Below are 25,255 nucleotides of genomic sequence, written 5' to 3'. Positions count from 1 at the left end.
AGCGAACTTGCTCGCGACAGCGGTGTGTCAATCTCCACAGGGTGTTGAATGTGCAGCTCTCATCGCGAGCAAGCTCGCTCCCACTGGGGGCATCGGTGGACGCCGGATAGCAAAAAGCCCCTGAATCGCTGGATTCAGGGGCTTTAGGTTGTGCGCAATATTCGTCAGGCCGCTTCGATTTTGCGGCGGTTGTGTTCGACCTCGTCCAGGTACTGTTGAAGCTTTTGCTGTTCGGCCGCGCTGGTAAACAAGCCCAGTTTGCTGCGGCGCCACAGGATGTCCTGGGCGCTGATGGCCCATTCATCGCTGCACAGGTAGTCGACTTCCCGGGTGTAGAGGCCGCCACCGATGTGTTCGCCCAGGTCTGCCAGGCTGTGCACGCCTTCGAGCATGCGCCAGGTACGGCTGCCATACGTGGTGGCCCAACGGCGGGCGAGCTCGGTCGGTACCCAGTCGAACTTGTCGCGGATCGAAGAGCACAATGCTTGTGGCGTGGTCATGTTTTCGCCACCGGGCAGCGGGTCGACGGCCGTCCAGCTCGGGCGCATCTGGGTGAAATACGGCGCCAGCTGCGCCATGGCCGATTCGGCCAGTTTGCGGTAGGTGGTCAGCTTGCCACCGAATACCGACAGCAGCGGGGCGTCTTCGCCGCCGCCGGACAGCGCCAGGGTGTAGTCCCGGGTGACTGCCGAGGGGTTGTCCGACTCGTCGTTGCATAGCGGGCGTACGCCGGAATAGCTGTGCAGGATATCGCTGCGGCTGATCTGCTTCTTGAAGTGGGCGTTGACCACATTCAACAGGTAATCGGTTTCGCCGTCGGTAATCGCTACCTTGGCCGGGTCGCCGGTGTATTCGCGGTCGGTGGTGCCGATCAGGGTGAATTGGTTCAGATAGGGAATGGTGAACACGATTCGTTGGTCTTCGTTCTGAAGAATGTGCGCATGTTCGCCTTCGTAGAGTTTTGGCACGATGACATGGCTACCCTGGATCAGCCGGATGCCATAGGGCGATTCCATTTTCAGGTCGTCGCGGATGAACTTGGCGACCCACGGGCCGGCGGCATTCACCAGTGCCTTGGAACGGATCGAGAACAGGCTGCCGTCGGCACGTTCCAGGTTCAAGTGCCACAGCCCCTTGCTGCGACGAGCGTTCACGCAACGGGTGCGTGTATGGATGTGGGCGCCTTTTTCCCGGGCGGCCATGGCATTGAGCACCACCAGCCGCGCGTCATCGACCCAGCAATCGGAATATTCGAAGCCCTTGGTGATTTCGCTTTTCAACGCGCTGTCGGCGCCGAACTTCAGGCTCCTGGAGCCGGCGAGCTGCTCGCGCTTGCCCAGGTGGTCATAGAGGAACAGGCCGGCGCGGATCATCCACGCCGGACGCAGGTGCGGGCGATGGGGCAACACGAAGCGCATCTGCTTGACGATGTGCGGAGCCTTGGTCAGCAACACTTCGCGCTCGGCCAGCGCTTCACGCACCAGGCGGAACTCGTAATGTTCGAGATAGCGCAGGCCGCCATGGATCAGTTTGCTGCTGGCCGACGAAGTGTGGCTGGCCAGGTCGTCCTTTTCGCAAAGGAACACCGAAAGACCGCGACCGGCAGCATCCGCGGCGATCCCCACGCCATTGATGCCGCCACCGATGACGGCGATGTCATAAACTTCGGCGAGAGGGGGCGTAGGCAAGGTAGAAGTGGGCATCGGCTGGCCTCGGGGTCTTTTTGAATATTTGAAATCGAACATTAATGTTCATTTGCGAAAAATACTAGCCCATAAAGACAGCAACAGCCAGCCAACTTCGATTGAAAATACTGATCAAAGGAAGCTGAAAGGAAAATTTTCGAACACGAAGATTGCTTGACGCAGGCAGGAGGTATTTGTGGCAAGGGGATTCATCCCCGTTGGGTTGCGCAGCAACCCTGGATTTGCGCGACTCGGTATACCAGGCAAATTGAGTGACTGTATTGGGATTGTTGCGCAACCCGGCGGGGATGAATCCCCTCGCCACAGAATCCTTTCGCCACAGGGTACCGAGAGGGCGTCAGACCACTTCCAGCCGAATCTTGTGCTGGCTCAGCAATTGCGCCAGGGCCGGCACGGGTTGCTGGTCGGTCACCAGGCAATCGATCAGGCTGATGGGGCCCAGGCGAACCATGGCGTTGCGCCCGAACTTGCTGGAGTCCGCCGCCAGCAGCACCTGCCGGGCGTTGGCGATGATCGCCTGGGAGACGCGCACTTCCTGGTAGTCGAAATCCAGCAGGCTGCCGTCTTCGTCGATACCGCTGATGCCCACCAGGGCGAAGTCCACCTTGAACTGGTTGATGAAGTCGACGCTGGCCTGGCCCACCACGCCACCGTCACGGCGTACGTTGCCGCCGGCGATCAGGACTTCGAAGTCGTCCTTGGCGCTGAGGATCGAGGCCACGTGAAGGTTGTTGGTGATGACCTTGAGATGGTTGTGATTGAGCAGCGCCCGGGCGATGGATTCAGTGGTGGTGCCGATGTTGATGAACAGCGAGGCGTGATCGGGGATCTGGGCGGCGATGGCTTCGGCGATACGTTGCTTCTCGTCGCGCATCTGATCGGCGCGCATGGCGTAGGCGGTGTTTTCCACGCTTGAGTCGTAGGCCGCGCCGCCGTGGTAGCGGCGCAGCAGATTCATTTCCGCCAGTTGATTGATGTCGCGGCGGATGGTCTGCGGAGTCACGACGAATAACTGCGCCATTTCCTCGATACTGACATAGCCGCGCTCGCGGACCAGTTCGAGGATTTGCTGCTGACGGGGAGGCAGATTCATGGGGCTTCCTTTGGGCTGCCATACAAAATTTGCCCATGATGCCGCAGGAATCCACTCCCGGCCAGTTTCAGACCCTCAGGGGCTTATTCGGCGTCTTCGTGGGGCTCCCAATCGCGGGTGCGGCTGACCGCTTTTTTCCAGCCTGCGTAGAGTTTTTCCTTGGCTTGTTCGTCCAGTTGCGGTTCGAATTCGCGCTCGATCATCGCTTTGCCGCGCAGTTCTTCCAGGCTGCCCCAGAAACCGCAGGCCAGGCCGGCCAGGTAGGCAGCGCCCAGGGCGGTGGTTTCGCGCATTTTCGGACGTTCTACCCGGGTTCCCAGGATGTCCGCCTGAAATTGCATCAGGAAGTTGTTCGCCACCGCGCCGCCATCCACGCGCAGCGCTTTGAGACGTTCGCCGGCGTCCTGTTGCATGGCGTCGAGCACATCGCGGGTCTGGTAGGCGATCGACTCCAGTGTCGCGCGAATGATGTGGTCGACCCGCACGCCACGGGTCAGGCCGAACAGCGCACCACGGGCGTAGGGGTCCCAATAGGGAGCGCCCAGGCCGGTGAAGGCCGGCACGAGGTACACGCCGTTGCTGTCCTTGACCTTGTTGGCGAAGTATTCGGTATCGAGGGCGTCATTGATGATCTTCAGCTCATCGCGCAGCCACTGCACGGTGGAGCCGCCGTTGAACACCGCGCCTTCCAGGGCATAGGCCACTTCGCCGCGGGGACCGCAGGCGATGGTGGTGAGCATGCCGTGGCTGGACTTGACGGCCTTGTCGCCGGTGTTCATCAGCAGGAAGCAGCCGGTACCATAGGTGTTCTTGGCCTGGCCCGGTTCCACGCACATCTGGCCGAAAAGGGCGGCCTGCTGGTCACCGGCGATGCCGCCGATGGCGATGCCGCTCTTGGTGCGGCCATAGATCTGCGACGAGGGCTTTACTTCCGGCAGCATTTCCCGGGGGATGTCCAGGATGTCGAGCATCTTCGCGTCCCACTCCAGCGAGTGGATGTTGAACAGCAGGGTGCGCGAGGCGTTGGTGTAGTCGGTGACATGCACCTTGCCGCCGGTAAATTTCCAGATCAGCCAGCTGTCTACGGTGCCGAACAGCAGTTCACCGTTGCGCGCGCGCTCGCGGCTGCCTTCGACATTGTCCAGGATCCACTTGAGCTTGGTGCCGGAGAAATACGGGTCGGTGACCAGGCCGGTGGTGTCGCTGATGTATTGCTCATGGCCGTCGCGCTTGAGCTGCTGGCAGATTTCGGTGCTGCGCCGGCACTGCCAGACGATGGCGTTGTAGATCGGGCGGCCGGTGGTCTTGTCCCAGACCACCGTGGTTTCACGCTGGTTGGTGATGCCGATGGCGGCCACCTGGTCATGGTGCAGGCCGGCCTGGGCCAGGGCTTCGACCATGACGGCGCTCTGGGTGGCGAAGATCTCCATCGGGTCGTGTTCGACCCAGCCGGGCTGCGGGTAGTGCTGGACGAATTCGCGCTGGGCGGTGCCGACCACATTGGCGTCGCGGTCGAAGATGATCGCTCGGGAGCTGGTCGTACCCTGATCGAGGGCAATGATGTAGTTCTTGTTCTGGATATCGGTCATGTCGATTGCCTTGGGACGTAAATGAGGGATAAAGCCCACGGTGCACAGCATGCGATGCGCACCCACTGTTTCAAGAGGTTCTGGCCTTGCCGTCAATGGCCGGTGTGGCGTCCTTTGTAGCATGGGTGGCGCTGGGCAGATGTCGGGCAATCAGCCCTCGATAAGCCGCGGCGCCCAGGCATGCACCGACAATGGGTGCAAAAATCGGAATCAGGAAGTACGGGATATCACGTCCACCGGTAAGGGAAATTTCACCCCAGCCGGCGAAGAAAGTCATCAGCTTGGGGCCGAAGTCCCGTGCCGGGTTCATCGCGAAGCCGGTCAACGGGCCCATCGAGCTGCCGATCACTGCGATCAGCAGGCCGATCAGCAGTGGTGCCAACGGGCCGCGAGGCAGACCGTTGTTGTCGTCCGTCAGGGACATGATCACCCCCATCAGGATGGCGGTGATGATCGTTTCCACCAGGAAGGCCTGGCCGGTGGACAGCGCCGGGTGCGGGTAGGTGGAAAACACCGAGGCCAGTTCGAGGCTGGTCTGGGTGCCGCGAATCATGTGGCGGGATTGTTCGAAATCGAAGAACAGGTTGCTGTACAGCAGGTAGACCAGGAGCGCGCCGCAAAAGGCGCCGGCGACCTGGCAAACAATATAGAAGGGCAATCTGCGTTTTTCGAAGTCGGTGAAGATGCACAGGGCGATGCTGACGGCGGGGTTCAGGTGCGCGCCGGAAACACCCGCGCTGAGGTAGATCGCCATGCTGACACCGACGCCCCAGATGATGCTGATTTCCCACAGGCCGAAACTGGCACCCGCGACCTTGAGCGCTGCAACACAACCGGTTCCAAAAAAGATCAGCAGGGCGGTTCCGAGGAATTCGGCCAGGCACTGGCTGGAAAGGGACGGCTGTTGTAGATCGACTGTCATGCAAACCTCGGTTTTGTTGTTGTCCGCGCATTCGGTAAGGCTTCGATCGCGCGTTTTTCACCGAGGCAGGATCCCCATCCTGGGCTCGGGGTGTTGCTTGTAGACACACGATATGTCTTTCAGTTTCGAAAAAATATAGACAAGAAACGCTACTGTCAAAGGTCGAAAATGAACCAGCAGTCACTTTTCAACTATCAATGATGTGAATGACCATGGTGCCGATATCTCTCCTATAGCGTGGTGCCGTGCCCCGAAGCCTTTTGGATGCCGATCACTTAGAATCCCGTTCACTCTTTTTTGATTTCTCGTCAGGAGCGGTCATGACCCCCGCATTGGATCTGCTGAAAAAGGTGCGCGCCGATCATCGTATCCACAGTTACGAACATGATCCCAAGGCCGCCTCGTACGGTCTGGAAGCTGCAGAAAAACTGGAACTCGATCCGGCGCAAGTGTTCAAGACGTTATTGGCGGCGAGCGAAAAAGGTGAGCTGTTGGTGGCCGTGGTGCCTGTAGCCGGTAGCCTGGACCTGAAGGCGCTGGCTCATGCCGCGGGTGTGAAGAAAGTCGAGATGGCCGATCCGGCGGCCGCGCAACGCTCCACTGGTTACCTGCTCGGAGGTATCAGCCCCTTGGGGCAGAAAAAACGCCTGCGGACGTTCATCGACAGTTCCGCCCAGCCCTTCGCCAGCATCTTTGTCAGCGCGGGACGGCGTGGCCTGGAAGTGGAACTGGCGCCTTCGGTATTGGCCGAACACACCGGGGCGAAGTTCGCGCAGATCGGGCGGGCTTGAAAGAGCCGTTTTCTGCCTTCTCGCGAAGTGGGGCAGCGCGTCCGGCACGATGGGACCTGGATCGTCGGTCCTGTTCTGTCGGGTGAAAAATCCGCCGATCTGTCACTGGATAACCGGTGTCCTCAGCCTTCATGCTGGTGCATCAATAACAAGGAGAAGTGCCATGCAGCTCGCGTTTCATCAAGTCGATGCGTTCAGTGACCGGCCGTTTGGCGGTAACCCGGCGATGGTCTACCGACTCGACGCCTGGCTTGCCGATGACTTGATGCAGAAGATCGCCTCGGAACACAACCTGGCCGAGACGGCTTTTCTGGTACGCGAAGGCCAGCGTTGGCATATCCGTTGGTTTACTCCCACCACTGAAGTGCCCTTATGTGGGCACGCCACCTTGGCCAGTGCCTACGTGTTGTTCGAGATCTATCACGAAACGGTGGAGAGGCTGGACTTTATCTGCAAATCCGGGCCTTTGAGCGTCACTCGCGAAGGGGATCGGCTGTGGCTGGATTTCCCTGCCACCATGCCTGGGGAAGTAGGAGCATCCCTGGCGGTCCAGAGCGCCCTGGGCGTCGAGGCGGTGGATGTGCTGGGCTTCAATGAGCTGTTCGTGGTGCTGGAGTCGGAACAGGCGGTACTCGACTGCAAGCCGGACATGGCGGCCCTGGCGAAATTGCCGTGGCCCGGCGCCATCGTGACCGCACCCGGCAGCCGGCATGACTTCGTCTCACGTTACTTCGCGCCTGCCATTGGCATCAACGAAGACCCGGTGACCGGCTCGACCCATTGCAGCCTGATTCCATACTGGTCCAAGCGTCTGGGCAAGCTAGGGCTGACGGCTTACCAGTGCTCGGCACGGGGCGGGGCGCTGTTCTGCAGGCTGGAGGGCGAGCGCGTGAAGATCGGTGGCAATGCGACGCTGGTAGCCAGCGGGACCCTGATGCTGGGCTGACCACTTTCCATGCGCTTGAGGCGAGGGGGCATTTTCCCTCGCCTCAAAGGCGAACACTTGAACATCAGTTGGCGCTGCTGTATCGGCGCACGCCGCTTTCCACTGGCGGGATATGCGCCGCCGTGCTGCCGGAAGCCTGGAACAGCACCAGGTGTTCAGCCGACACCCGGATGCCGACACTGGCGCCGACCTGATGGTCGGCGTGGCTCGGGAAGATCGATTCCAGCTGTGCACCCGTCGGCAGTTGGAGGCGATACAGGGTTGAAGCCCCCTGGAATGTCTTGCCGACGATCGTGGCGGTGAGCGGGCTATCGGGGGAGTAGACGATATCGTCCGGCCGCAGCAGTACGTCCACTGCGCAGCCGATGGGCCAGGTGTAGGCTCGATTGCCGCGCAGCACCCCCAGTTCGGTCTGGACCGATTCCGGGCTGTCGAGTTGGCCACGAATGAAATAACCCTGGCCGATGAAACTGGCAACGAACGGCGTCAGCGGTTCGTGATAGAGGTTGTAGGGCGTATCCCACTGCTCGAGTCGACCTTCCTTGAATACACCGACATGGTCGCTCACGGCAAAGGCTTCTTCCTGGTCGTGTGTGACCAGGATCGCGCTGGTACCGCGGGCCTTGAGGATGTCGCGCACCTCATGACTGAGCTTGCGTCGCAGCTCGCCGTCGAGATTGGAGAAAGGTTCGTCGAGCAACAACAGTTGTGGCTCCGGGGCCAACGCACGGGCCAGCGCCACGCGTTGTTGCTGGCCGCCAGAGAGCTCATGGGGCAAGCGCTTGCCCAGGTTCTTCAGGTTGACCAGTTCCAGGAGTTCTTCGACCACGCGTTCCTTGTCCGGATGCTTGCGAATGCCGAAGGCAATGTTCTCGGCCACGCTCAGGTGAGGGAACAGTGCGTAATCCTGGAACACCATGCCGATGCGGCGTTTTTCCGGGGCGAGGGTGAAGCCGGCGCGGGAAATGGTTCGCCCGTCCAGTTGGATCTCCCCTGCATGCACCGGTTCGAAACCGGCTATGGCCCGCAGCGTCGTGGTCTTGCCGCACCCGGAGGAGCCGAGCAGGCAACCGATATCGCCGGCATTGAGGTGCAGGTTGAGGTTTTGCACGACCCGCTGGTTCTGGTAACCACAGGCCAGGTCATGCAGGTTCAGGAGCAGGGGATGGCTCATGCGTGGTGGTACGCCGGCTCGACGAGAAACTCCAGCAGGGCCTTCTGCGCATGGAGACGGTTCTCTGCCTGGTCCCACGCTACCGCCCGTGGGTCTTCCAGGACATCGAAGCTGATCTCCTCGCCGCGGTGAGCGGGCAGGCAATGCATGAACAGCACTTCAGGTGTCGCCAGGTCGAGCAGCGCCCGGGTGACCTGGAACGGCGCGAAATCCTTGAGTCGCTTGGCGGTTTCTTCTTCCTGGCCCATGGAGGTCCAGACGTCGGTGCTCACCAGGTGCGCGCCGGGCACTGCCAGTTTCGGATCGCGGACGATGGTGACACGGTCCCCGGCCCTGGCCACCAGTTCAGGGTTAGGGTCGTAGCCTTCGGGACAGGCAATGCGCAGCTGGAAGTCGAGTTGCATCGACGCTTCTATATAGCTGTTGCACATGTTGTTGCCATCACCGACCCAGGCGACGGTCTTGCCCTGGATCGAGCCACGGTGTTCGAGGAACGTCTGCATGTCGGCCAGCAACTGGCAGGGGTGCAGGTCGTCGGACAGGCCGTTGATCACCGGTACGCGGGAGTGGGCCGCAAACTCGGTCAGGGTGCTGTGGGCAAAGGTTCGGATCATCACGACATCGAGCATGCTGGACATGACGATGGCGCAATCGCTGATCGGCTCGCCGCGGCCCAGCTGGGTGTCGCGGGGCGACAGGAAGATCGCCTGGCCGCCGAGCTGGATCATGCCGGCTTCGAACGAAATGCGGGTGCGGGTCGACGACTTCTCGAAGATCATCCCCAGCACGCGGTTTTTCAAGGGCTCGAACAGTACACCGCGGTTACGCAGGTCCTTGAGCTCCACGCCTCGACGGATCACGCCGAGCAACTCATCGGTCGTGAAGTCCATCAGGGAGAGAAAGTGCCTTGCGCTCATCATTGACTACCTTTTTGTAACTGACCGCAGATGCTCAAAGCCTTGTTTAACGAAAAAACGGGCGAGACCTGCGGCAAAAGCCGCACGGGGCGACGAAAATAGGGGAGGGCGCGATATTGACATTAAATGTCGCGTATTACCAATAGTGCCCTGGTTTTTAGGGGAATTCAGCGAGGCCGGCGTACGAATACGGAGGCGATTCGAGGCCGGTTTCCTGACAGCGGCGATCCCTTTGTACACTGGCGGTATACGGCTTGGCAATCAAGCAGGGCGGGGGCGAGGTCGTTGGTGGATGGTTTGCGCTCGCGTTTGAGGATCTGCCTGTCAGTTGTCGGATGTGAGCATTTCCTAAAGCAGGGGGCTGGGTTATAAAAGACCTCTTAGAGGCAGGAGCGTCGAAATGGATTCGAAAGAGCAACAACTGATGGAATTGCTGGGGCTGACGGCACGCTCCCTGACGCACCTTACCGCCTCGATGACGTCCATGTCGTTCGAGTTGTTGCGCAGCGACGATGAAGTCATCAAGGCCGCCGGACGGCGCATGATCGATCGCATGGCCACTATCAGCGGAGGGCTCGACGAGCATTGGCGTCTGATCGGCGAGCTGACCGGCGTGCCGATGGCCCAGGAACAGGTGGAGACTGTCGAGGAGATCCAGCTGCTGGCGCCTCCTGTGGAGCAGCCCTGACGCCAACTTCATCGGCAAGCCTGATGCCCGGCAATTCACAGGACGAACGTCGCTGGCGCGGTGACGGTCCAGGCGCCATAGTTTTGTTCCCGCGGCCAAAAGTGCCCGCCACGAATAAAACAGAGACTGGCCATGACCAAGACTCTTCATCACCGTGCGTGCCATCTGTGTGAAGCCATCTGTGGCTTGACCCTGGAAACCACCGAAACCGAAGGCCAGGGCCTGGCGATCACCTCGATCAAGGGCGATTCGCTGGACAGCTTCAGCCGGGGGCATATCTGCCCCAAGGCAGTGGCCTTGCAGGATATCCAGAACGATCCGGACCGACTGCGCCAACCCATGCAGCGGGTGGGCAGTCAATGGCAGCCCATTGCCTGGGAAGACGCCTTCGCGCTGGTAGCCGAACGCCTGGCGGACATCCAGGCGCGTCACGGCCAGAATGCGGTGGCGGTCTATCAGGGCAACCCCAGCGTGCACAACTACGGGCTGATGACCCACAGCAATTATTTCCTGGGTCTGCTCAAGACCCGCAGCCGTTTCTCTGCGACCTCCGTGGACCAGTTGCCCCATCACCTGACCAGCCACCTGATGTACGGTCATGGCCTGCTGCTGCCGATCCCGGACATCGATCACACCGACTTCATGCTGATCCTGGGCGGCAATCCTCTGGCATCCAATGGCAGCATCATGACCGTGCCAGACGTGGAAAAACGCCTCAAGGCGATCCAGGCCCGCGGCGGCAAAGTGGTGGTGGTCGATCCGCGTCGTAGCGAAACGGCCGCCATCGCGAGCCAGCACCTCTTCGTGCGCCCAGGCGGTGATGCCGCGCTGTTGTTCGGCATGCTCAATACCCTGTTCAGCGAAGGCCTGACCCGTGATAGTCATTTGCCGGTGGATGGGCTGCAAGAGGTGCGCCAGGCTGTGGCCGCCTTCACGGCCGAGGCCATGAGCCCGCTGTGTGCGGTGCCCGCAACGCAGATCCGTCAGTTGGCCCGAGACTTCGCCGCGGCCCCGTCGGCTGTCTGCTACGGGCGGATGGGCGTTTCGACCCAGGCATTCGGTACGCTGTGCCACTGGCTGATCCAGGTGATCAACCTGGTGACCGGTAACCTGGACCGAGTGGGGGGCGCCTTGTGCACCGAACCGGCGGTGGACCTGGTCGCCACCACTTCGGGTGGACATTTCAACCGCTGGCAAAGCCGTGTGTCCGGGCGTCCCGAGTATGCCGGGGAGTTGCCGGTATCGACCCTGGCCGAGGAAATGCTCACCGAGGGTGAAGGACAGATTCGCGCCCTGGTGACGGTGGCCGGCAACCCGGTGCTGTCGACGCCCAACGGGCGACAGCTGGAACAGGCGCTGGACGGTCTGGAGTTCATGGTCAGCGTGGACCTGTACATCAACGAAACCACCCGCTACGCCGACCTGATCCTGCCTTCGACGTCGGCGCTGGAAAATGACCACTATGACACCACGTTCAACCTGTTCGCGGTGCGCAATGTGACCCGTTTCAACCGGGCCATCCTGCCCAAGCCGGAAGGGGCGCTGCACGATTGGGAGATCTTTGTCGGCCTGGCCAAGGCCTTCGCCGCCAGGACCGGCAAGGAGCTCAAGCCCACCATGCCGCCCGCGCAGATGATCGATTTTGGTTTGCGGGCAGGGCCTTATGGAGATGCCTCGTCACACAAACTGTCCCTGGCGACCCTGTTCGACCATCCGCACGGCCTTGACCTCGGTGCGCTCAAGCCCAACCTGGCGTCGCGATTGAAAACCGAAAACCAGCGGATACAGGCTGCTCCCGCCGTGATCCTCGCCGATATCGGGCGGTTCGCCGCGATGCAGGCCCCTCAGCCAGACGAATTGCTGATGATCGGTCGTCGACACGTTCGCAGCAACAATTCCTGGATGCATAATTTCCATCGGCTGGTGAAAGGCAAGTCGCGTCATCACTTGCTGATGCATCCTGACGACCTGGCCAGTCGTGGGCTGGATGATGGGCAGCGAGTGAAGGTCAGCTCGCGGGTGGGCGTGATTGAAGTTGAAGTGCAGGGTTGCTCCGACATGATGAAAGGCGTTGTCAGCCTGCCCCATGGCTGGGGACACGCCCGGCCGGGGGTGCAGATGAGTATCGCCAGTGGGCAACCCGGCTCCAGTGCCAATGACCTGACCGATGAGTGCCAGCTCGATGAATTGTCCGGCAACGCGGCCCTCAACGGTGTGCCTGTGAAGGTGGCGGCTGCGTGAATTTGTCTCTGGCGTAGACCGAGCACCTTGCTCGGGTTTCCGTTACAATGCGCCACCGTGTCGACGACTTGAGTCGCGAAGTTTAAGCCGAGGTGCTCCATGGATATCATCGAAACCATCAAAGAACAGATTGCCAACAACACCGTGCTGCTCTACATGAAAGGCTCGCCGAATGCGCCACAGTGCGGTTTCTCGGCCAAGGCTGCTCAGGCCGTGATGGGATGTGGCGAGAAGTTTGCCTATGTCGACATCCTGCAGAACCCGGAAATCCGCGCCAACCTGCCCAAGTACGCCAACTGGCCAACCTTTCCACAACTGTGGGTTGCCGGTGAGCTGATCGGTGGCAGTGACATCATGGTTGAAATGGCTGCTGACGGTTCCCTGCAGAGCACCATCAAGGAAGCAGTCGCCAACGCGACCAAGAAGACCGAGGCCTGATCCAAGGGCGTCGGTTCACCGCACCGGTTGTGGTAAGCGCCAAACCTTGTGGGGCGAGCCTGCTCCCTCCAGGGTGGATGTCGGTACTGCCTGAAATCCCGGCAACAAAAAGCCCCGCCTCTCACAAGAGGGCGGGGCTTTTTGTTGGTTCGCGTTTGCCGGAGGTTATTCGTCGCCCATCTGCGATTGCAGGTAATTCTCCAGGCCCACTTTGTCGATCAGGCCCAGCTGGGTTTCCAGCCAGTCGATATGCTCTTCCTCGGACTCGAGAATGTCTTCAAGCAGTTCGCGGCTGCCGAAGTCGCCAACGCTTTCGCAGTGGGCGATGGCGGCCTTCAGGTCGGCATGCCCGGTGCGTTCGATACGCAGGTCGCATTCGAGCATTTCGCGGGTGTGTTCGCCGATGTGCAGCTTGCCCAGGTCCTGGACGTTGGGCAGGCCTTCAAGGAACAGGATGCGCTTGATCAGCTTGTCCGCGTGTTTCATCTCGTCGATGGACTCGTGGTACTCGTGCTTGCCCAGCTTGTTCAGGCCCCAATCTTCATACATGCGTGCGTGCAGGAAGTATTGATTGATTGCGACCAGCTCATTGGCAAGGATCTTGTTGAGATGCTGGATGACTGTAATGTCGCCTTTCATGGTGAGGCCTGCCTGTAAAATAGCTGTGTATGAGGCAGAGTTTGAGCCGCGCATTTCCGGGTGTCAAACCTAAGTTATTGAATAATAAATGAAAATTAATCGGAATAAGAATGTTTGTGTTCCGCGTCTGGAAGCTAAGCGTTTGATTTACAGGCATAAAAAAACCGGACATTGAGTCCGGTTCCTTGGAAAGCGGTGTTTACGCGGCGGTAAATTCTACAGGGTAGGGGATCGATGCCTGGGCCGTTTGTACTTTGGCGAGGGTTTCACGAACCACTTCCTTGGCCAGGCATGCGCATTTGCCGCATTGGCTGGCTACGCCGGTGGCCTGGCGGACTTCACGATAGCTGCAGCAACCTTCATAGATCGCTTCGCGGATTTGTCCGTCGGTGACGCCAGTGCAGAGGCAAACATACATAAGTAAGAACCGTCGCGGGTTGTGGCTTAAGTGAGACGGATCTTAATGTTAACGAGAATGATTGTCAAAGTGGTTTCTCGACGCTTCCAGGCCAGAGAGATGCCGGGCTGACGAACGGCTTTCCAAGTCGGGCTGTCGATTTTTCGATATCACCAAAAACCGTTGAGAAGAGCTCAAATGGGCGGTGTATGATGGTCGGTCCTTGCGAAGCGGGTTCGTGTCACAGGGCTGTCGCCTGAGGGTGGCAGGCTGGCGCGGACCTGAGTTTTTCACGTTACTACACCAGGAGATATACAATGAGCGTACTCGTAGGCAAGCAAGCCCCTGACTTCACTGTTCCTGCCGTTCTGGGCAATGGCGAGATCGTCGACAGCTTCACCCTGTCGTCGGCCATCAAAGGCAAATACGGCCTGGTGTTCTTCTACCCGCTGGACTTCACCTTCGTCTGCCCATCCGAGCTGATCGCCCTGGACCACCGCATGGACGACTTCAAGGCTCGCAACGTGGAAGTGATCGCTGTTTCCATCGACTCGCACTTCACTCACAACGCATGGCGTAACACGCCGATCAACGGCGGCGGCATCGGCCCGGTGAAATACACCATGGCTGCCGACATGAAGCACGAAATCGCCAAGGCCTATGATGTCGAGTCCGAAGGCGGCGTGGCTTTCCGTGGCGCGTTCCTGATCGACGACAAAGGCGTGGTCCGTTCGCAGATCGTCAACGACCTGCCGCTGGGTCGTAACATGGAAGAGCTGATCCGTCTGGTCGACGCTCTGCAATTCCACGAAGAGCACGGCGAAGTCTGCCCGGCCAACTGGAAGAAAGGCGACAAAGGCATGACCGCTTCCCCGGAAGGTGTTGCTGCCTACCTGGGCGAGCACGGCGACAAGCTGTAAGCGAATCAGGCATAAAAAAACCGGCCCTTGGTGGCCGGTTTTTTTATGGGTATTTCAAGCCGGATCATCGGCTGAAACACAGAGCTGGGTTGACTCTACTCTCTAGTCGTCGAAATCCTGCCAGCCGCCCAGCTCTTTCCACCGGTTGACGATGCCGCAGAACAGCTCGGCGGTCTTCTCGGTGTCGTAGCGGGCCGAGTGCGCCTCACGACCATCGAAATCGATGTCGGCCGCCTGACAGGCCTTGGCCAGGACGGTCTGGCCGTATGCCAGGCCCGCCAGGGTTGCAGTGTCGAAGCTGGAAAACGGGTGGAACGGATTGCGCTTCATGTCCAGGCGGGCAACGGCTGCGTTGAGGAAACCCAGGTCGAAGCTGCTGTTATGACCCACCAGGATCGCGCGCTTGCAACCATTGGCCTTGAGCGCCTTGCGGACGCCACGGAAGATGTCGGTCAGGGCTGTCTCTTCGCTCACCGCCATGCGCAACGGATGGTCGAGCTTGATCCCGGTGAACTCCAGGGCCGCCGCTTCGATGTTGGCGCCTTCGAACGGTTCGACACGGAAGAAATAGGTGTGGTCAGGGAACACGAACCCTTTTTCGTCCATGCCGATGGTGGTCGCGGCGATTTCCAGCAGCGCATCGGTGGCGGAGTTGAAACCGCCGGTCTCTACGTCAACGACGACAGGCAGATAGCCCCGGAACCGTGCAGCCATGGGGTGACGGATGCCGCCAGAACCACCGTTGCCGTCCAGTTCGTCGTCGAAATGCTCTTCACTCACGGTGTTTCCTCCAGCAGGCGCCAGCGCAGTTTTTCACCGGCGCGCAGCGGGATGACAGTCTGCTCGCCGAAGGGCAGGCTGGCGGGGGCGGTCCACTCGTCGCGGACCAGCGTAATACGATCGGTGTTCACCGGCAGGCCATAGAACCGAGGGCCGTGGAGGCTGGCGAAGCCTTCGAGCCTGTCCAGCGCATTACGCTGTTCGAACGCCTCGGCATATATTTCGATGGCGGCGTAGGCCGTGTAGCAGCCGGCGCAACCGCAAGCGGCTTCCTTGGCGTGACGGGCGTGGGGCGCCGAATCCGTGCCGAGGAAAAACTTGGCGCTGCCACTGGTGGCGGCGTCGAGCAAGGCCTCCTGGTGGGTGTTGCGCTTGAGGATCGGCAGGCAATAGAAATGCGGCCGGATCCCGCCTACCAGCATGTGGTTGCGGTTGTACAACAGGTGATGCGCCGTGATGGTGGCGCCGACGTTGGCCGGCGCTTCCTTGACGAATTGCACGGCATCGGCGGTGGTAATGTGCTCGAACACCACCTTGAGAGTCGGGAAGCGCTCCACGACGCGGCGCATATGCTCGTCGATGAAGATTTTCTCGCGATCGAACACGTCGACATCACCGCGGGTGACTTCTCCGTGGATCAGCAACGGCATCCCGACTTCGGCCATGGCCTCCAGCACCGGGAAGATCCTGTCGATGCTGGTGACGCCGGAATCCGAGTTCGTCGTGGCGCCAGCCGGGTACAACTTGGCGGCATGGACGAAGCCGCTGGCCTTGGCGTCGCGGATTTCCTCGGGCTGGGTACGGTCGGTGAGGTAAAGCACCATCAGCGGTTCGAAGCGGCTGCCGGCCGGCCGCGCGGCCAGGATGCGCTGGCGATAACCATCGGCCTCGGCGGCGTTGCGTACAGGCGGAACCAGGTTGGGCATGATGATTGCGCGCCCGAAGGTACGCGCCACATCGGCGACGGTATGGGTCAACACAGCACCATCGCGAAGATGAATATGCCAGTCGTCGGGACGCAGCAGGGTCAGGCGGTCGGACATTGAGGGGCTTCCAGGCGGGTCAAACTCTGGGGAATGCTACCGGAAAAGACTGTTGCAGGCATCCGCTATCAAGTTTTGCCGCAAGTTACCGATAGCCCCTTCAGGTATGTCCCTGATCCGGGACAATGCCCCGGACCGGCGTCACGCCTCGGCGTGTATCGATTTTTGTATAAAGCCAGTGGAGCCTCCCGTGCGCCAGCGTTATCTAGCCTTGCTCAGTGTGTTTGCCAGCCTTCCCGCCATGGCGCTCACTTTCCAGACCCGTCTGGAGAGCATTGAGTGGACGGTCGAAGGCGACAAGTTCGAGTGTCGGCTGAGCCAGCCGATCACCGATTTCGGCAGTGGCGAGTTCGTGCGACGCGCGGGTGAGCAGGCGACGTTCCGGCTCAAGGCCTATAACCCGATGCTCGGCGGTGGCTCCGCGACCTTGCTGGCCGCCGCGGCGCCGTGGCAGCCGGGACGAGGCGATATCAACCTGGGTTCGGTCAGGCTCGGCAGTGGCGATGTGCTGTTCAACAGCTCCCAGGTCCAGGCGGGCCGTTTGATCAGCGGGTTGATGGAGGGGCGCAGCCCGGTGGTGCGACGCAATACCGAGGATGGCCGGGTCTCGGAGGTGCGACTGCTGCCCGTGCGCTTCAGCAAGGCCTTCAACGACTATCAAGGCTGCGTGGCGAAGCTGCTGCCCAAGAACTTCGAGCAGATCAAGCAGACCCAGATTGCCTTCCCTGGGGAAGGGATCGAACTCGACGCCCGGGCCAAGGCCCAGTTGCAAGTGATGCTCGACTTCATCAAGGCTGACCCGAGCGTCAATCACGTCGAGCTGGATGGCCATTCCGATAACAGCGGCAACCGTTTGACCAACCGTGAACTGTCCCGTCGCCGGGCATTGGCGGTCATGGACTTCTTCAAGGCCAATGGTTTCCAGGAGTCGCAGATCACCTTGCGTTTCCATGGCGAGCGTTATCCCCTGGTGGCGAACACCAACGCGGCCAACCGGGCCAGGAACCGTCGGGTGGTGGTGCAGTTGTCGCGTGTCGAGCCCACCGAAGCACCGGCACCGGCACCGCAACCGGCAACCCCGCCGTCACCACCCGCCGCGGCTCCGGCCAGGGCGCCTGCGCCCGCTCCGGCACCTGCCTCGGCTCCAGGCAAGCCTGTGGCGACCACGGCGGCGCGGACATCCTGAAGGGCTGATCGTCGCGCGCTCGACATAATCTGTCGCTTCGTCGTCATAAGCTGTCGCGCCTCTGTAAATTATCCGCGCCGGACGTTAGACTTCACGGCTTTCCGTACAACCCGTGGAGTGATGGCATGGCGGACGTAAACAAGGTCGTTCTGGCGTATTCCGGCGGCCTGGACACTTCGGTGATCCTCAAGTGGCTGCAGGACACTTATAACTGCGAAGTGGTGACCTTCACCGCTGACCTGGGGCAGGGCGAAGAAGTCGAACCTGCACGCGCCAAGGCTCAGGCCATGGGCGTCAAAGAGATCTACATCGATGACCTGCGCGAAGAGTTTGTCCGCGACTTCGTGTTCCCGATGTTCCGCGCCAATACCGTCTACGAAGGCGAGTACCTGCTGGGTACCTCCATTGCTCGTCCGCTGATTGCCAAGCGCCTGATCGAAATCGCCAACGAAACCGGTGCCGACGCCATTTCCCACGGCGCCACCGGCAAAGGCAACGACCAGGTACGTTTCGAACTGGGTGCCTATGCCCTCAAGCCTGGCGTGAAAGTCATCGCCCCATGGCGCGAGTGGGACTTGCTGTCCCGTGAAAAACTGATGGACTACGCCGAGAAGCACGGGATTCCGATCGAGCGCCACGGCAAGAAGAAATCCCCGTATTCGATGGATGCCAACCTGCTGCACATCTCCTATGAGGGCGGCGTGCTGGAAGACACCTGGACCGAACACGAAGAAGACATGTGGCGCTGGACCGTTTCCCCGGAAAAGGCACCCGATACCCCGCAGTATCTGGAACTGACCTATCGCAACGGTGACATCGTCGCGCTGGACGGCGTGGAAATGAGCCCGGCCACTGTGCTGGCGACCTTGAACCGTATCGGTGGCGCACACGGTATCGGTCGTCTCGATATCGTCGAGAACCGCTACGTGGGCATGAAGTCCCGTGGTTGCTACGAAACCCCGGGCGGCACCATCATGCTGCGTGCTCACCGGGCGATCGAATCGATTACCCTGGACCGCGAAGTGGCTCATCTTAAGGACGAGCTGATGGCCAAGTATGCCAGCCTGATCTACACCGGCTACTGGTGGAGCCCGGAGCGTCTGATGCTGCAGCAGATGATCGACGCTTCCCAGGTCAACGTGAACGGTGTCGTACGCTTGAAGCTGTACAAGGGCAATGTGATCGTCACCGGGCGCAAGTCTGACGACTCGCTGTTCGATGCCAATATCGCGACGTTCGAAGAAGACGGTGGTGCCTACAACCAGGCCGACGCGGCCGGCTTCATCAAGCTCAACGCCCTGCGCATGCGCATTGCGGCGAACAAGGGTCGCAAGCTGTTCTGATCCCGATCAAAAAAAGAGGCCTGCCATGTGCAGGCCTTTTTTTTTGCCCATATCTTGCTGGTTGCTCGCGTTCTCGTCGCGGTACGGTCCTCGTGTCGCTTACCCATCCGGCCCATCCAGGGGGACCTGCGCCTCATCGCGGCTGTAAATGATATACACAGTGATTTCACCGGGCCTTGCGGCCCGCTTGGGACCTTTGGATCGAGTGACCTCGCACAGAGGCTCCGGGAGTCCGGACACGAAAAGGACCCCTCGTCGTGGAGCGGGCCCTTCCCGATGCAGATGTATCAGCCAACCCCTGACCTTGCGAGGGCGATGCAATACGCGTTTATGTCTACGGGTTGCGTCATCCATGGTCTTGACGAAGTGCTTGTTCTTGCGAAAGTCCGAGGGAGAGTACAACGAGCGATAGTTGAAGTTGAGCGTCACGAAGAAGAGCAATAGTAGATAGAAGGGGAAGCTGATCAGGAACCACAGGTAATACTCTCGATCCTGGTCATCCAGGAACGGCAATGAAATGGCCGCGGAGGTTTCGGATAAAGTCGCAAATATGGCAATCAGGGTCATCGGGTTGGTTATTGTCTTCAGAGGTTTGTTCATGGTGGATGCTCATATGTTGTTCGGGCTCGATAATGAATGTTGAGTGAAGTTTTATTGGGTTTGAAGTTCATGTGGGAGTGACTGGAAGACCTGTGTCTGATGTATTTTCTGGATTAACTTTGGCTGGTCTTCTTATATAAATCCAGGCGTCTTGATGCGCAATGCGCGCTGTTTTATTGGCAAATAATTCAGTTACTTTTTATGAGCGGAAGGCTTCAATTCCTGTGTGGCGACGTGCTTTTAACAAGTAAAAGCCGTGCTGTTCATGGGGTTGCTACGCTGTCAGAAAAGCGTTCTGCTCTTGCTGGACAAATTCATGGCACATTATTTCCAGGCTAATTTGTAGGAATTTTCTGTATTGCTTGTAGGTTGCGTCTTTCGGTGTGAGCGGTCAGGGGGGGCAGCATGCCAAGGTAGAAATGACTAGGCTATTGTGCGTGCTCTAAAAATTCGAACAGCGAAGTTGGATTTGCCCATGAATAAAGTGCTGATCGTGGATGATCATCCCGTCATTCGTCTTGCTGTACGTTTGCTGATGGAGCGTCATGGATATGAAGTTGTTGCCGAAACGGATAATGGCGTCGATGCGTTACAACTTGCCCGGGAACTGTCACCGGATATCGTTATCTTGGATATCGGTATTCCGAAACTGGATGGGTTGGAGGTTATCGCGCGACTGACCTCCAACCCATCGCCATTGAAAGTGCTGGTATTGACCTCCCAATCGCCGGGGCATTTTTCCATGCGTTGCATGCAGACGGGCGCCGCCGGTTACGTGTGCAAGCAACAGGACCTTACCGAATTATTGAGTGCGATAAAGGCGGTATTGTCCGGCTACAGTTATTTTCCCAACCAGGCATTGCATACGGTTCGCTCGAGTCTTGGCAATGCCAGCGAGTCGGACATGGTGGACCGCCTGTCAGGACGGGAAATGATGGTGCTGCAGCAACTGGCGCGTGGAAAAACCAATAAGGAAATTGCAGATGGAATGTTCTTGAGCAACAAGACCGTCAGTACCTACAAGACCCGGTTGTTGCTCAAGCTCAATGCCCGTTCGCTGGTCGATCTGATCGAGCTGGCGCAACGTAACGGGTTGGTGTGAGGCAGGCGGTGACGCGTACTCAGTAAAAAGCCTCCATCAGGGAGGCTTTTACGTGTCAGAGGTCAAAGTCGTAATCGGCCAATTGCTTCTGCAAGCGACGCTCTTCCAGCAGGTTATCGATGGTGCGCCGTTTGCTCAGGTTGGTCTTGGGCACTTCCACCACCACCGGTTCGACGTCTTCGGCTTCAGCGGTGATGAAATCGTCTTCTACATCCAGTTGTTCTTTACCAGTACTCATGGGTTCGACTCCAGGCTAAGACTGCCTTTGGCGCTCCTTATATCGATAAACCACGAGCGGGTAAAAAAGATTTTTTCAATCGAAGGATCAATAAAAGCAATAGCGCTTCAATCGTCAGAGGTCTTGTGCTTGTACTCGCACAGGTCCTCGATCCTGCAGCTGCCACAGCGCGGCTTTCGGGCCAGGCAGACGTAGCGTCCATGAAGAATCAGCCAGTGATGGGAGTCGAGAAGGTACTCCTTGGGCACGAACTTCATCAGTTTCTTCTCGACCTCCACCACGTTTTTACCGGGGGCCAATCCGGTCCGGTTACTGACCCGGAAAATGTGGGTATCGACCGCCATGGTCAACTGGCGAAACGCCGTATTGAGCACCACGTTGGCAGTCTTGCGGCCGACGCCTGGCAGGGCTTCCAGCGCTTCTCGGGTCTGGGGCACGACACTGCCGTGACGCTCGATCAGCAGGCGGCAGGTTTCGATCACGTTCTTTGCCTTGCTGTTGTACAGCCCGATGGTCTTGATGTATTCGGACAACCCCTCGACGCCAAGGGCATAGATCGCTTCCGGAGTATTGGCCACCGGGAACAGCCGGGCAGTGGCCTTGTTCACGCCGACATCGGTGGATTGGGCCGACAGGATTACCGCGATCAACAGTTCGAACGGCGAGGAATAGGCCAGTTCAGTCTTGGGTTCCGGGTTGTCTTCATGAAAGCGACGGAATATTTCCAGGCGTTTTGCGGCGTTCATGGGCGCGGCATTTCCTTGGGAGGTGATGGGGTTTTCGCAGGTTTCCAGGCCTGGCGGGCCGCTAGCAGCAAGCCGAGCAAAAGGAACCCGCCCGGGGTCAGTTGGGCCAGAGGCGTGCCGTGGCCGATCAGTTCGCGCAGGACTCCCAGGCCGACCATCGACAGGCCGAACAGTCCTGCCAGCTGGGCGTGACCAGGCCAGCGTGATTCGACGAAGACGCGATCGTGTTCCAGTACCACGCAGCTCAGGGCGATCCAGCCCATGTACAGGCTTGACGGTCGATATGATTCTGGCGCCCAGGCCTGTGCGACCAGGTTGGCACAAGCGGTGAGGGCCGCAGCCAGTATGAGGGAGGCCAGGTGTCGTTGATGGATCGTCAGGCGAGGCCGCAAAAGCCCCATGGCCAAGCCGTGGCCAATGCTGATCAGCGTCCATGCCAGCCATAGGCCCAAGGCGTTGTTCAATGAATGGCTCGCACCGATCAGTGGGACGAGCAGCAGGCCACGGGTCAATAACGATGAGTGGGTCATGGGCGCCCCCCTGTGGTCAAGGAAACCTTGTGCTCGTCGAAGTAGCGCAAGGTGTCGTGCACGGCCTGGAGGACTGCCCGGGACGTCACCGTTGCGCCCGCCAATTGATCGAACTGCCCTTGTTCTTTTTTCAGCATCCAGTCCCTGTCGGTGCTGGTCTGGAGCGATTTGCCACTGAAAGCCTGCAGCCAGGCATTGGGCCAATCGGCAATCGTCGCGCCCAGGCCGGGTGTTTCGGACTGTCGCAGGGTTTTCACGCCCAGCAGCCGACCCAGCGGGTCGATGGCGATCAACAACTCGATGGTGCCTTCATAACCCAGGGCCTGAGTCCGTAGCAGGATGGCCGATGGCTGGCCGGAACGTGTCGCGAGATAGCCGCCCAGCAGGGTGCTGTGGGCCAGAGGCACGGGCTCCGTCACGATCGGCTGCGCCAATGGCTGGTTGTCGTACAGGTCGGCCGGCAGTACATCGAGCAGGGTTCTGTTGGCGTCGGCCTGTTGCCGGGCCTCGATGTGCTCGGCGGTGCCGATCTGCGTGAGATAGGCAGCCCCAACGCCCAGGCCGGTCAGCAGTATCAGGGTCGCAACACCGCCAGGATTGCTCATGTCGCCTGCCGCCCTTGTCGTGCCTCGGCGAAACGGTCCAGCGCCGGCACGCCGAGATTCATCAGCAGTACCGCAAACGCCACGCCGTCGGGGTAACCGCCCCAGGTGCGGATCAGATAGACCAGCAGCCCGACGCCTGCGCCGAACAGCAGGCGCGCAAGCGGAGCCTTGGCGCCCGAGATGGGTTCGGTCACGATAAAAAACGCACCCAGCAGAGTTGCGCCGGTGAGCAGGTGGAACAGCGGCGAGCCATGGGAATCCGAGCCCGAACCGTTCCAGCACAACAGGCTGACGATGAACAGGCTGGCCAGCATGCCTACCGGTGCATGCCAGCTGAACACACGTTGTTGCAGCAGAAACAGGCCGCCCGCCAGGAAGGCCAGGTTGACCCATTCGATACCTTTGCCACCGAAGCGTCCGAAGGCCGGATGGCTGGCGAACAGTTCGTCGATGGTCAGGGTGGTGTTGATACGCAGGCTGTCCAACGCTGTCGCACCGGCCCAGGCATCGGCTGGTGGATGAAGGCCGAAGACCTGTTGCAGGCCTTCGAGCAAATCAACGCTGTGGGGAGCCGGCCATTGGCTCATGTGGGAAGGAAACGCCACCAGCACCAGGGCGTATCCAAGCATGGCCGGATTGAAAGGATTGTTGCCGACGCCCCCCCACAGGTGCTTGCCGAACAACAGGGCGCAGGCGGCTGCGGAAACGGTCAGCCACCAGGGGCAATACGCCGGCAGGGCCAACGCCAGCAGCGTGGCGCTGACCAGCGCGCTGCCATCGTCCAGTTCGGGTCTGAGGGGCCGATGTCGCAAGCGCAGGACCAGGGCCTCGACCGCCAGAGCGGTGAGCCCGGACAGCAGCAGGTTGAATGCGATACCCCAGCCATACACCCACATCAAGGCCAACACACCGGGCAGGGTCGCCAGCAGCACGCGTCTCATCGCCTGCCGCAGCGCACCCTGCGAGGCGTCAGGACCGGGCATGAGCGTCCACCTGGTATTCGGCGTCCTTCACCGCTTGCTCCAGCGCCCGCAGCTCCTGGTCCGGGACGGCGGCGGCCCGGCCCTTGCCGAGTTCGGCCCGACGCATCGCCAATTGAATCTTCGCCCGTTTCAGCTCGGCATCCTGCGCTGGTGCTGGTGCTGGTGCTGGTGCTGGCGTGGCGCGTGGTGCAGCGCTTTCCAACTGCGCCAGGGCCTGTTGCGCCGCTTCGAACTGGCGTTGCAGCTGGATCAGTTGCGACTGCTGTTCGAAAGTCGGTGGATGGCCGAACGCTTTCAAGGACTTATTCAGTTGCGCCCGGCTCATGGCCAGGTCGACCTTGGCCTTTTTCAGCGCTGCGTCGGCATTGGCGGCCTTTTGCGCGCGCACCCGCTCCAAGGCGGCCTGTACGGGATCAAGGGGCTGGCTCTGGGCTGGCTGGGTGCGCTGGGTGCGGGCCAGGCGCTCGGCCTGGCGCTGCTCTTCGTCGCGCCGCAGACGCGCATTGCGCTGTTCGAAGCGCCGCCGTGCGTGATCGCGCTTGGCGGTTCGTGCCAGTCGTTCTTCTGCGCTGGAGGCCAGGTCACCGACCACGGGCACTGTCGAAGCCGGCAAGGGTTTCATTTCGATGCAGTCGACGGGGCAGGGCGCGACACAAAGGTCACAGCCGGTGCACAGCTCGACGATGACCGTATGCATCAGCTTGGGCGCACCGACAATCGCATCGACCGGGCAGGCCTGGATGCATTTGGTGCAGCCGATGCACTCGTTTTCGATGATGAAGGCGACCTGGGGCGGCGCCGAGCCCCGGCTGGTGTCCAGTTCCAGTACTGGCACCTTCATCAGGTCGGCCAGGGCCGCGATGGTTTCGCTTCCGCCGGGCGGGCATTTGTTGATCGGCTCGCCCGCGGCGATGCCTTCGGCGTAGGGCTTGCAACCCGGATGGCCGCACTTGCCACATTGGGTCTGTGGCAGCAGGGCGTCGATACGTTGAATCAGGTTCATGTCTTGACCAGCCCGCGCAATCCAAGAAATGCCACCGCCATCAGCCCGGCTCCAATCAGCTGGATCGGCAGGCCACGAAAGGGCTGGGGAATGTCATTGTCGACCGTGCGCCGGCGCAAATCATCGAACAGGCTCGACACCAGCCAGAAACCCAGCCCGGCGCCCAGGCTCAGGGCGATGGCGTGGACCAGTCCCTGGTCGGCCTGGCTGTTGAGCAGCGTGACCCCCAGTATGCCGGCATTGCCGAGCAGCAGCGGCCACAACCCCTCGAAAGACCATGCCGGCAGCCAAGTCGCCAGCAGACGCAGCAGTGGTCCGATCAGCAGCACGCTCAAGGGCAGCCAGGCAAACAGGCGCAACGATGTCAGGCTTGCCGGGACCAGCAGCCAGCGATCGACCAGGTAGCCCAGGGTGCCGACCACCAGCATCAGGCAGGCCGACGCCAGGCCCAGGGCATGCACCTGCCTCCTCCCGTCCACCGCCAGCATCGGATCGACGCCCAGCGGCCAATGCAGCACCAGGTTGCTGATCAGGGCGGTGCCCAGCAGTGTGAGGAAGACGTCTGACATGGCGTGTGGACAGCAAGGAACCTGTTACAAGATTAGGCATTATCTGGCGCGCGGCCAGATACGAAA

The 25,255-nt window shown here is 60.2% G+C and carries 26 protein-coding genes and 1 pseudogene; 9 read left to right on the top strand and 18 right to left on the bottom strand.

What is annotated here, in order from left to right; genetic code table 11:
- Positions 1-164: 164 nt before the first annotated feature.
- From glpD to AC1M7R_RS05065, 4 genes are all read right to left on the bottom strand, one after another.
- Positions 165-1,703 (bottom strand): glycerol-3-phosphate dehydrogenase, encoded by a 1,539-nt coding sequence (gene glpD, locus AC1M7R_RS05080; protein WP_072395457.1) that lies wholly within the window; start codon positions 1,701-1,703, stop codon positions 165-167.
- A 340-nt stretch (positions 1,704-2,043) separates the two neighbouring features.
- Positions 2,044-2,799: a DeoR/GlpR family transcriptional regulator gene (locus tag AC1M7R_RS05075; protein WP_072395051.1), complete on the bottom strand. Its 756-nt coding sequence runs from the start codon at positions 2,797-2,799 to the stop codon at positions 2,044-2,046.
- Between the two features lie 83 nt (positions 2,800-2,882).
- The gene (gene glpK / locus AC1M7R_RS05070; RefSeq protein ID WP_072395049.1) at positions 2,883-4,388 is read right to left on the bottom strand and encodes a glycerol kinase GlpK; all 1,506 of its coding nucleotides are present in this window, start codon (positions 4,386-4,388) and stop codon (positions 2,883-2,885) included.
- 70 nt (positions 4,389-4,458) lie between these two features.
- Positions 4,459-5,310 carry an MIP/aquaporin family protein gene (locus tag AC1M7R_RS05065; RefSeq protein WP_072395047.1) on the bottom strand — a complete coding sequence of 284 codons (852 nt, stop codon included), beginning with the start codon at positions 5,308-5,310 and terminating at the stop codon, positions 4,459-4,461.
- Between the two features lie 320 nt (positions 5,311-5,630).
- On the opposite strand from AC1M7R_RS05065, the gene ybaK reads away from it, so the two are divergent.
- Together ybaK and AC1M7R_RS05055 are read left to right on the top strand one after the other, a co-directional pair.
- Positions 5,631-6,101, top strand: coding sequence for a Cys-tRNA(Pro) deacylase (gene ybaK, locus AC1M7R_RS05060; RefSeq protein ID WP_072395045.1), 471 nt, complete (start codon positions 5,631-5,633; stop codon positions 6,099-6,101).
- A 163-nt stretch (positions 6,102-6,264) separates the two neighbouring features.
- Positions 6,265-7,047: a PhzF family phenazine biosynthesis protein gene (locus tag AC1M7R_RS05055; protein WP_072395043.1), complete on the top strand. Its 783-nt coding sequence runs from the start codon at positions 6,265-6,267 to the stop codon at positions 7,045-7,047.
- A 64-nt stretch (positions 7,048-7,111) separates the two neighbouring features.
- On the opposite strand, the gene AC1M7R_RS05050 is transcribed toward AC1M7R_RS05055, so the two are convergent.
- Both AC1M7R_RS05050 and argF read right to left on the bottom strand, forming a co-directional pair.
- Entirely contained in the window at positions 7,112-8,221 is a 1,110-nt protein-coding gene (locus tag AC1M7R_RS05050; RefSeq protein ID WP_072395041.1) for an ABC transporter ATP-binding protein, read from the bottom strand.
- On the bottom strand, positions 8,218-9,138 hold the full coding sequence (gene argF, locus AC1M7R_RS05045) for an ornithine carbamoyltransferase (protein ID WP_072395039.1): 921 nt from the start codon (positions 9,136-9,138) through the stop codon (positions 8,218-8,220). Before argF ends, AC1M7R_RS05050 begins: the two co-directional genes overlap by 4 nt.
- Positions 9,139-9,538: 400 nt before the next feature.
- Between argF and plzR the strand changes: the two genes are divergently transcribed.
- From plzR to grxD, 3 genes are all read left to right on the top strand, one after another.
- Positions 9,539-9,826, top strand: a complete 288-nt coding sequence (gene plzR, locus AC1M7R_RS05040; protein WP_072395037.1) for a PlzR type 4 pili assembly inhibitor — start codon at positions 9,539-9,541, stop codon at positions 9,824-9,826.
- Between the two features lie 132 nt (positions 9,827-9,958).
- On the top strand, positions 9,959-12,067 hold the full coding sequence (locus AC1M7R_RS05035; protein ID WP_072395035.1) for a molybdopterin oxidoreductase family protein: 2,109 nt from the start codon (positions 9,959-9,961) through the stop codon (positions 12,065-12,067).
- Positions 12,068-12,166: 99 nt separating this feature from the next.
- Complete coding sequence (gene grxD, locus AC1M7R_RS05030; protein ID WP_072395033.1) at positions 12,167-12,505, top strand: Grx4 family monothiol glutaredoxin; 339 nt, start codon at positions 12,167-12,169, stop codon at positions 12,503-12,505.
- 165 nt (positions 12,506-12,670) lie between these two features.
- Here grxD and bfr read toward each other — a convergent pair whose 3' ends face one another.
- Both bfr and AC1M7R_RS05020 read right to left on the bottom strand, forming a co-directional pair.
- Positions 12,671-13,144 (bottom strand): bacterioferritin, encoded by a 474-nt coding sequence (gene bfr, locus AC1M7R_RS05025; RefSeq protein WP_072395031.1) that lies wholly within the window; start codon positions 13,142-13,144, stop codon positions 12,671-12,673.
- Between the two features lie 199 nt (positions 13,145-13,343).
- A complete protein-coding gene (locus AC1M7R_RS05020) occupies positions 13,344-13,562 on the bottom strand; it encodes a bacterioferritin-associated ferredoxin (protein WP_003178704.1) in 219 nt (72 codons plus the stop codon).
- A 296-nt stretch (positions 13,563-13,858) separates the two neighbouring features.
- Between AC1M7R_RS05020 and AC1M7R_RS05015 the strand changes: the two genes are divergently transcribed.
- Positions 13,859-14,461, top strand: a complete 603-nt coding sequence (locus tag AC1M7R_RS05015; RefSeq protein ID WP_072395029.1) for a peroxiredoxin — start codon at positions 13,859-13,861, stop codon at positions 14,459-14,461.
- 102 nt (positions 14,462-14,563) lie between these two features.
- On the opposite strand, the gene rnt is transcribed toward AC1M7R_RS05015, so the two are convergent.
- Together rnt and pyrC are read right to left on the bottom strand one after the other, a co-directional pair.
- Positions 14,564-15,241 (bottom strand): ribonuclease T, encoded by a 678-nt coding sequence (gene rnt / locus AC1M7R_RS05010; protein WP_072395027.1) that lies wholly within the window; start codon positions 15,239-15,241, stop codon positions 14,564-14,566.
- Entirely contained in the window at positions 15,238-16,284 is a 1,047-nt protein-coding gene (pyrC, locus tag AC1M7R_RS05005) for a dihydroorotase (protein WP_490610271.1), read from the bottom strand. The genes rnt and pyrC overlap by 4 nt, the downstream gene beginning before the upstream one ends.
- Positions 16,285-16,474: 190 nt before the next feature.
- On the opposite strand from pyrC, the gene AC1M7R_RS05000 reads away from it, so the two are divergent.
- Complete coding sequence (locus tag AC1M7R_RS05000; RefSeq protein WP_072395022.1) at positions 16,475-17,470, top strand: flagellar protein MotY; 996 nt, start codon at positions 16,475-16,477, stop codon at positions 17,468-17,470.
- A gap of 125 nt (positions 17,471-17,595) precedes the next feature.
- Positions 17,596-18,813 (top strand): argininosuccinate synthase, encoded by a 1,218-nt coding sequence (locus AC1M7R_RS04995; RefSeq protein ID WP_072395020.1) that lies wholly within the window; start codon positions 17,596-17,598, stop codon positions 18,811-18,813.
- A gap of 326 nt (positions 18,814-19,139) precedes the next feature.
- On the opposite strand, the pseudogene AC1M7R_RS04990 reads toward AC1M7R_RS04995, so the two are convergent.
- A pseudogene (locus tag AC1M7R_RS04990) lies at positions 19,140-19,413 on the bottom strand (hypothetical protein); the annotation flags it as partial.
- A gap of 475 nt (positions 19,414-19,888) precedes the next feature.
- Between AC1M7R_RS04990 and AC1M7R_RS04985 the strand changes: the two are divergent.
- Positions 19,889-20,515 (top strand): response regulator transcription factor, encoded by a 627-nt coding sequence (locus AC1M7R_RS04985; RefSeq protein WP_072395016.1) that lies wholly within the window; start codon positions 19,889-19,891, stop codon positions 20,513-20,515.
- Between the two features lie 55 nt (positions 20,516-20,570).
- Here the strand turns inward: AC1M7R_RS04985 and AC1M7R_RS04980 are convergent, their stop codons facing one another.
- From AC1M7R_RS04980 to AC1M7R_RS04950, 7 genes are all read right to left on the bottom strand, one after another.
- Complete coding sequence (locus AC1M7R_RS04980) at positions 20,571-20,753, bottom strand: PA3496 family putative envelope integrity protein (protein WP_072395014.1); 183 nt, start codon at positions 20,751-20,753, stop codon at positions 20,571-20,573.
- A gap of 107 nt (positions 20,754-20,860) precedes the next feature.
- Complete coding sequence (gene nth, locus AC1M7R_RS04975) at positions 20,861-21,499, bottom strand: endonuclease III (protein ID WP_072431862.1); 639 nt, start codon at positions 21,497-21,499, stop codon at positions 20,861-20,863.
- Positions 21,496-22,029 carry an Rnf-Nqr domain containing protein gene (locus AC1M7R_RS04970; protein WP_337349614.1) on the bottom strand — a complete coding sequence of 178 codons (534 nt, stop codon included), beginning with the start codon at positions 22,027-22,029 and terminating at the stop codon, positions 21,496-21,498. Before AC1M7R_RS04970 ends, nth begins: the two co-directional genes overlap by 4 nt.
- Complete coding sequence (locus tag AC1M7R_RS04965) at positions 22,026-22,634, bottom strand: RnfABCDGE type electron transport complex subunit G (RefSeq protein WP_337349615.1); 609 nt, start codon at positions 22,632-22,634, stop codon at positions 22,026-22,028. The genes AC1M7R_RS04970 and AC1M7R_RS04965 overlap by 4 nt, the downstream gene beginning before the upstream one ends.
- The gene (locus AC1M7R_RS04960) at positions 22,631-23,617 is read right to left on the bottom strand and encodes an RnfABCDGE type electron transport complex subunit D (RefSeq protein WP_337349616.1); all 987 of its coding nucleotides are present in this window, start codon (positions 23,615-23,617) and stop codon (positions 22,631-22,633) included. Before AC1M7R_RS04960 ends, AC1M7R_RS04965 begins: the two co-directional genes overlap by 4 nt.
- On the bottom strand, positions 23,604-24,620 hold the full coding sequence (rsxB, locus tag AC1M7R_RS04955) for an electron transport complex subunit RsxB (RefSeq protein WP_092180377.1): 1,017 nt from the start codon (positions 24,618-24,620) through the stop codon (positions 23,604-23,606). Before rsxB ends, AC1M7R_RS04960 begins: the two co-directional genes overlap by 14 nt.
- Entirely contained in the window at positions 24,617-25,189 is a 573-nt protein-coding gene (locus tag AC1M7R_RS04950; protein WP_072395000.1) for an Rnf-Nqr domain containing protein, read from the bottom strand. The genes rsxB and AC1M7R_RS04950 overlap by 4 nt, the downstream gene beginning before the upstream one ends.
- Positions 25,190-25,255 lie beyond the last annotated feature (66 nt).

Source organism: Pseudomonas sp. MS01C9 (genome assembly GCF_058202755.1).
The sequence above is the reverse complement of the archived record's forward strand: the minus strand, read 5'-3'. Positions and strand labels throughout refer to the sequence as shown.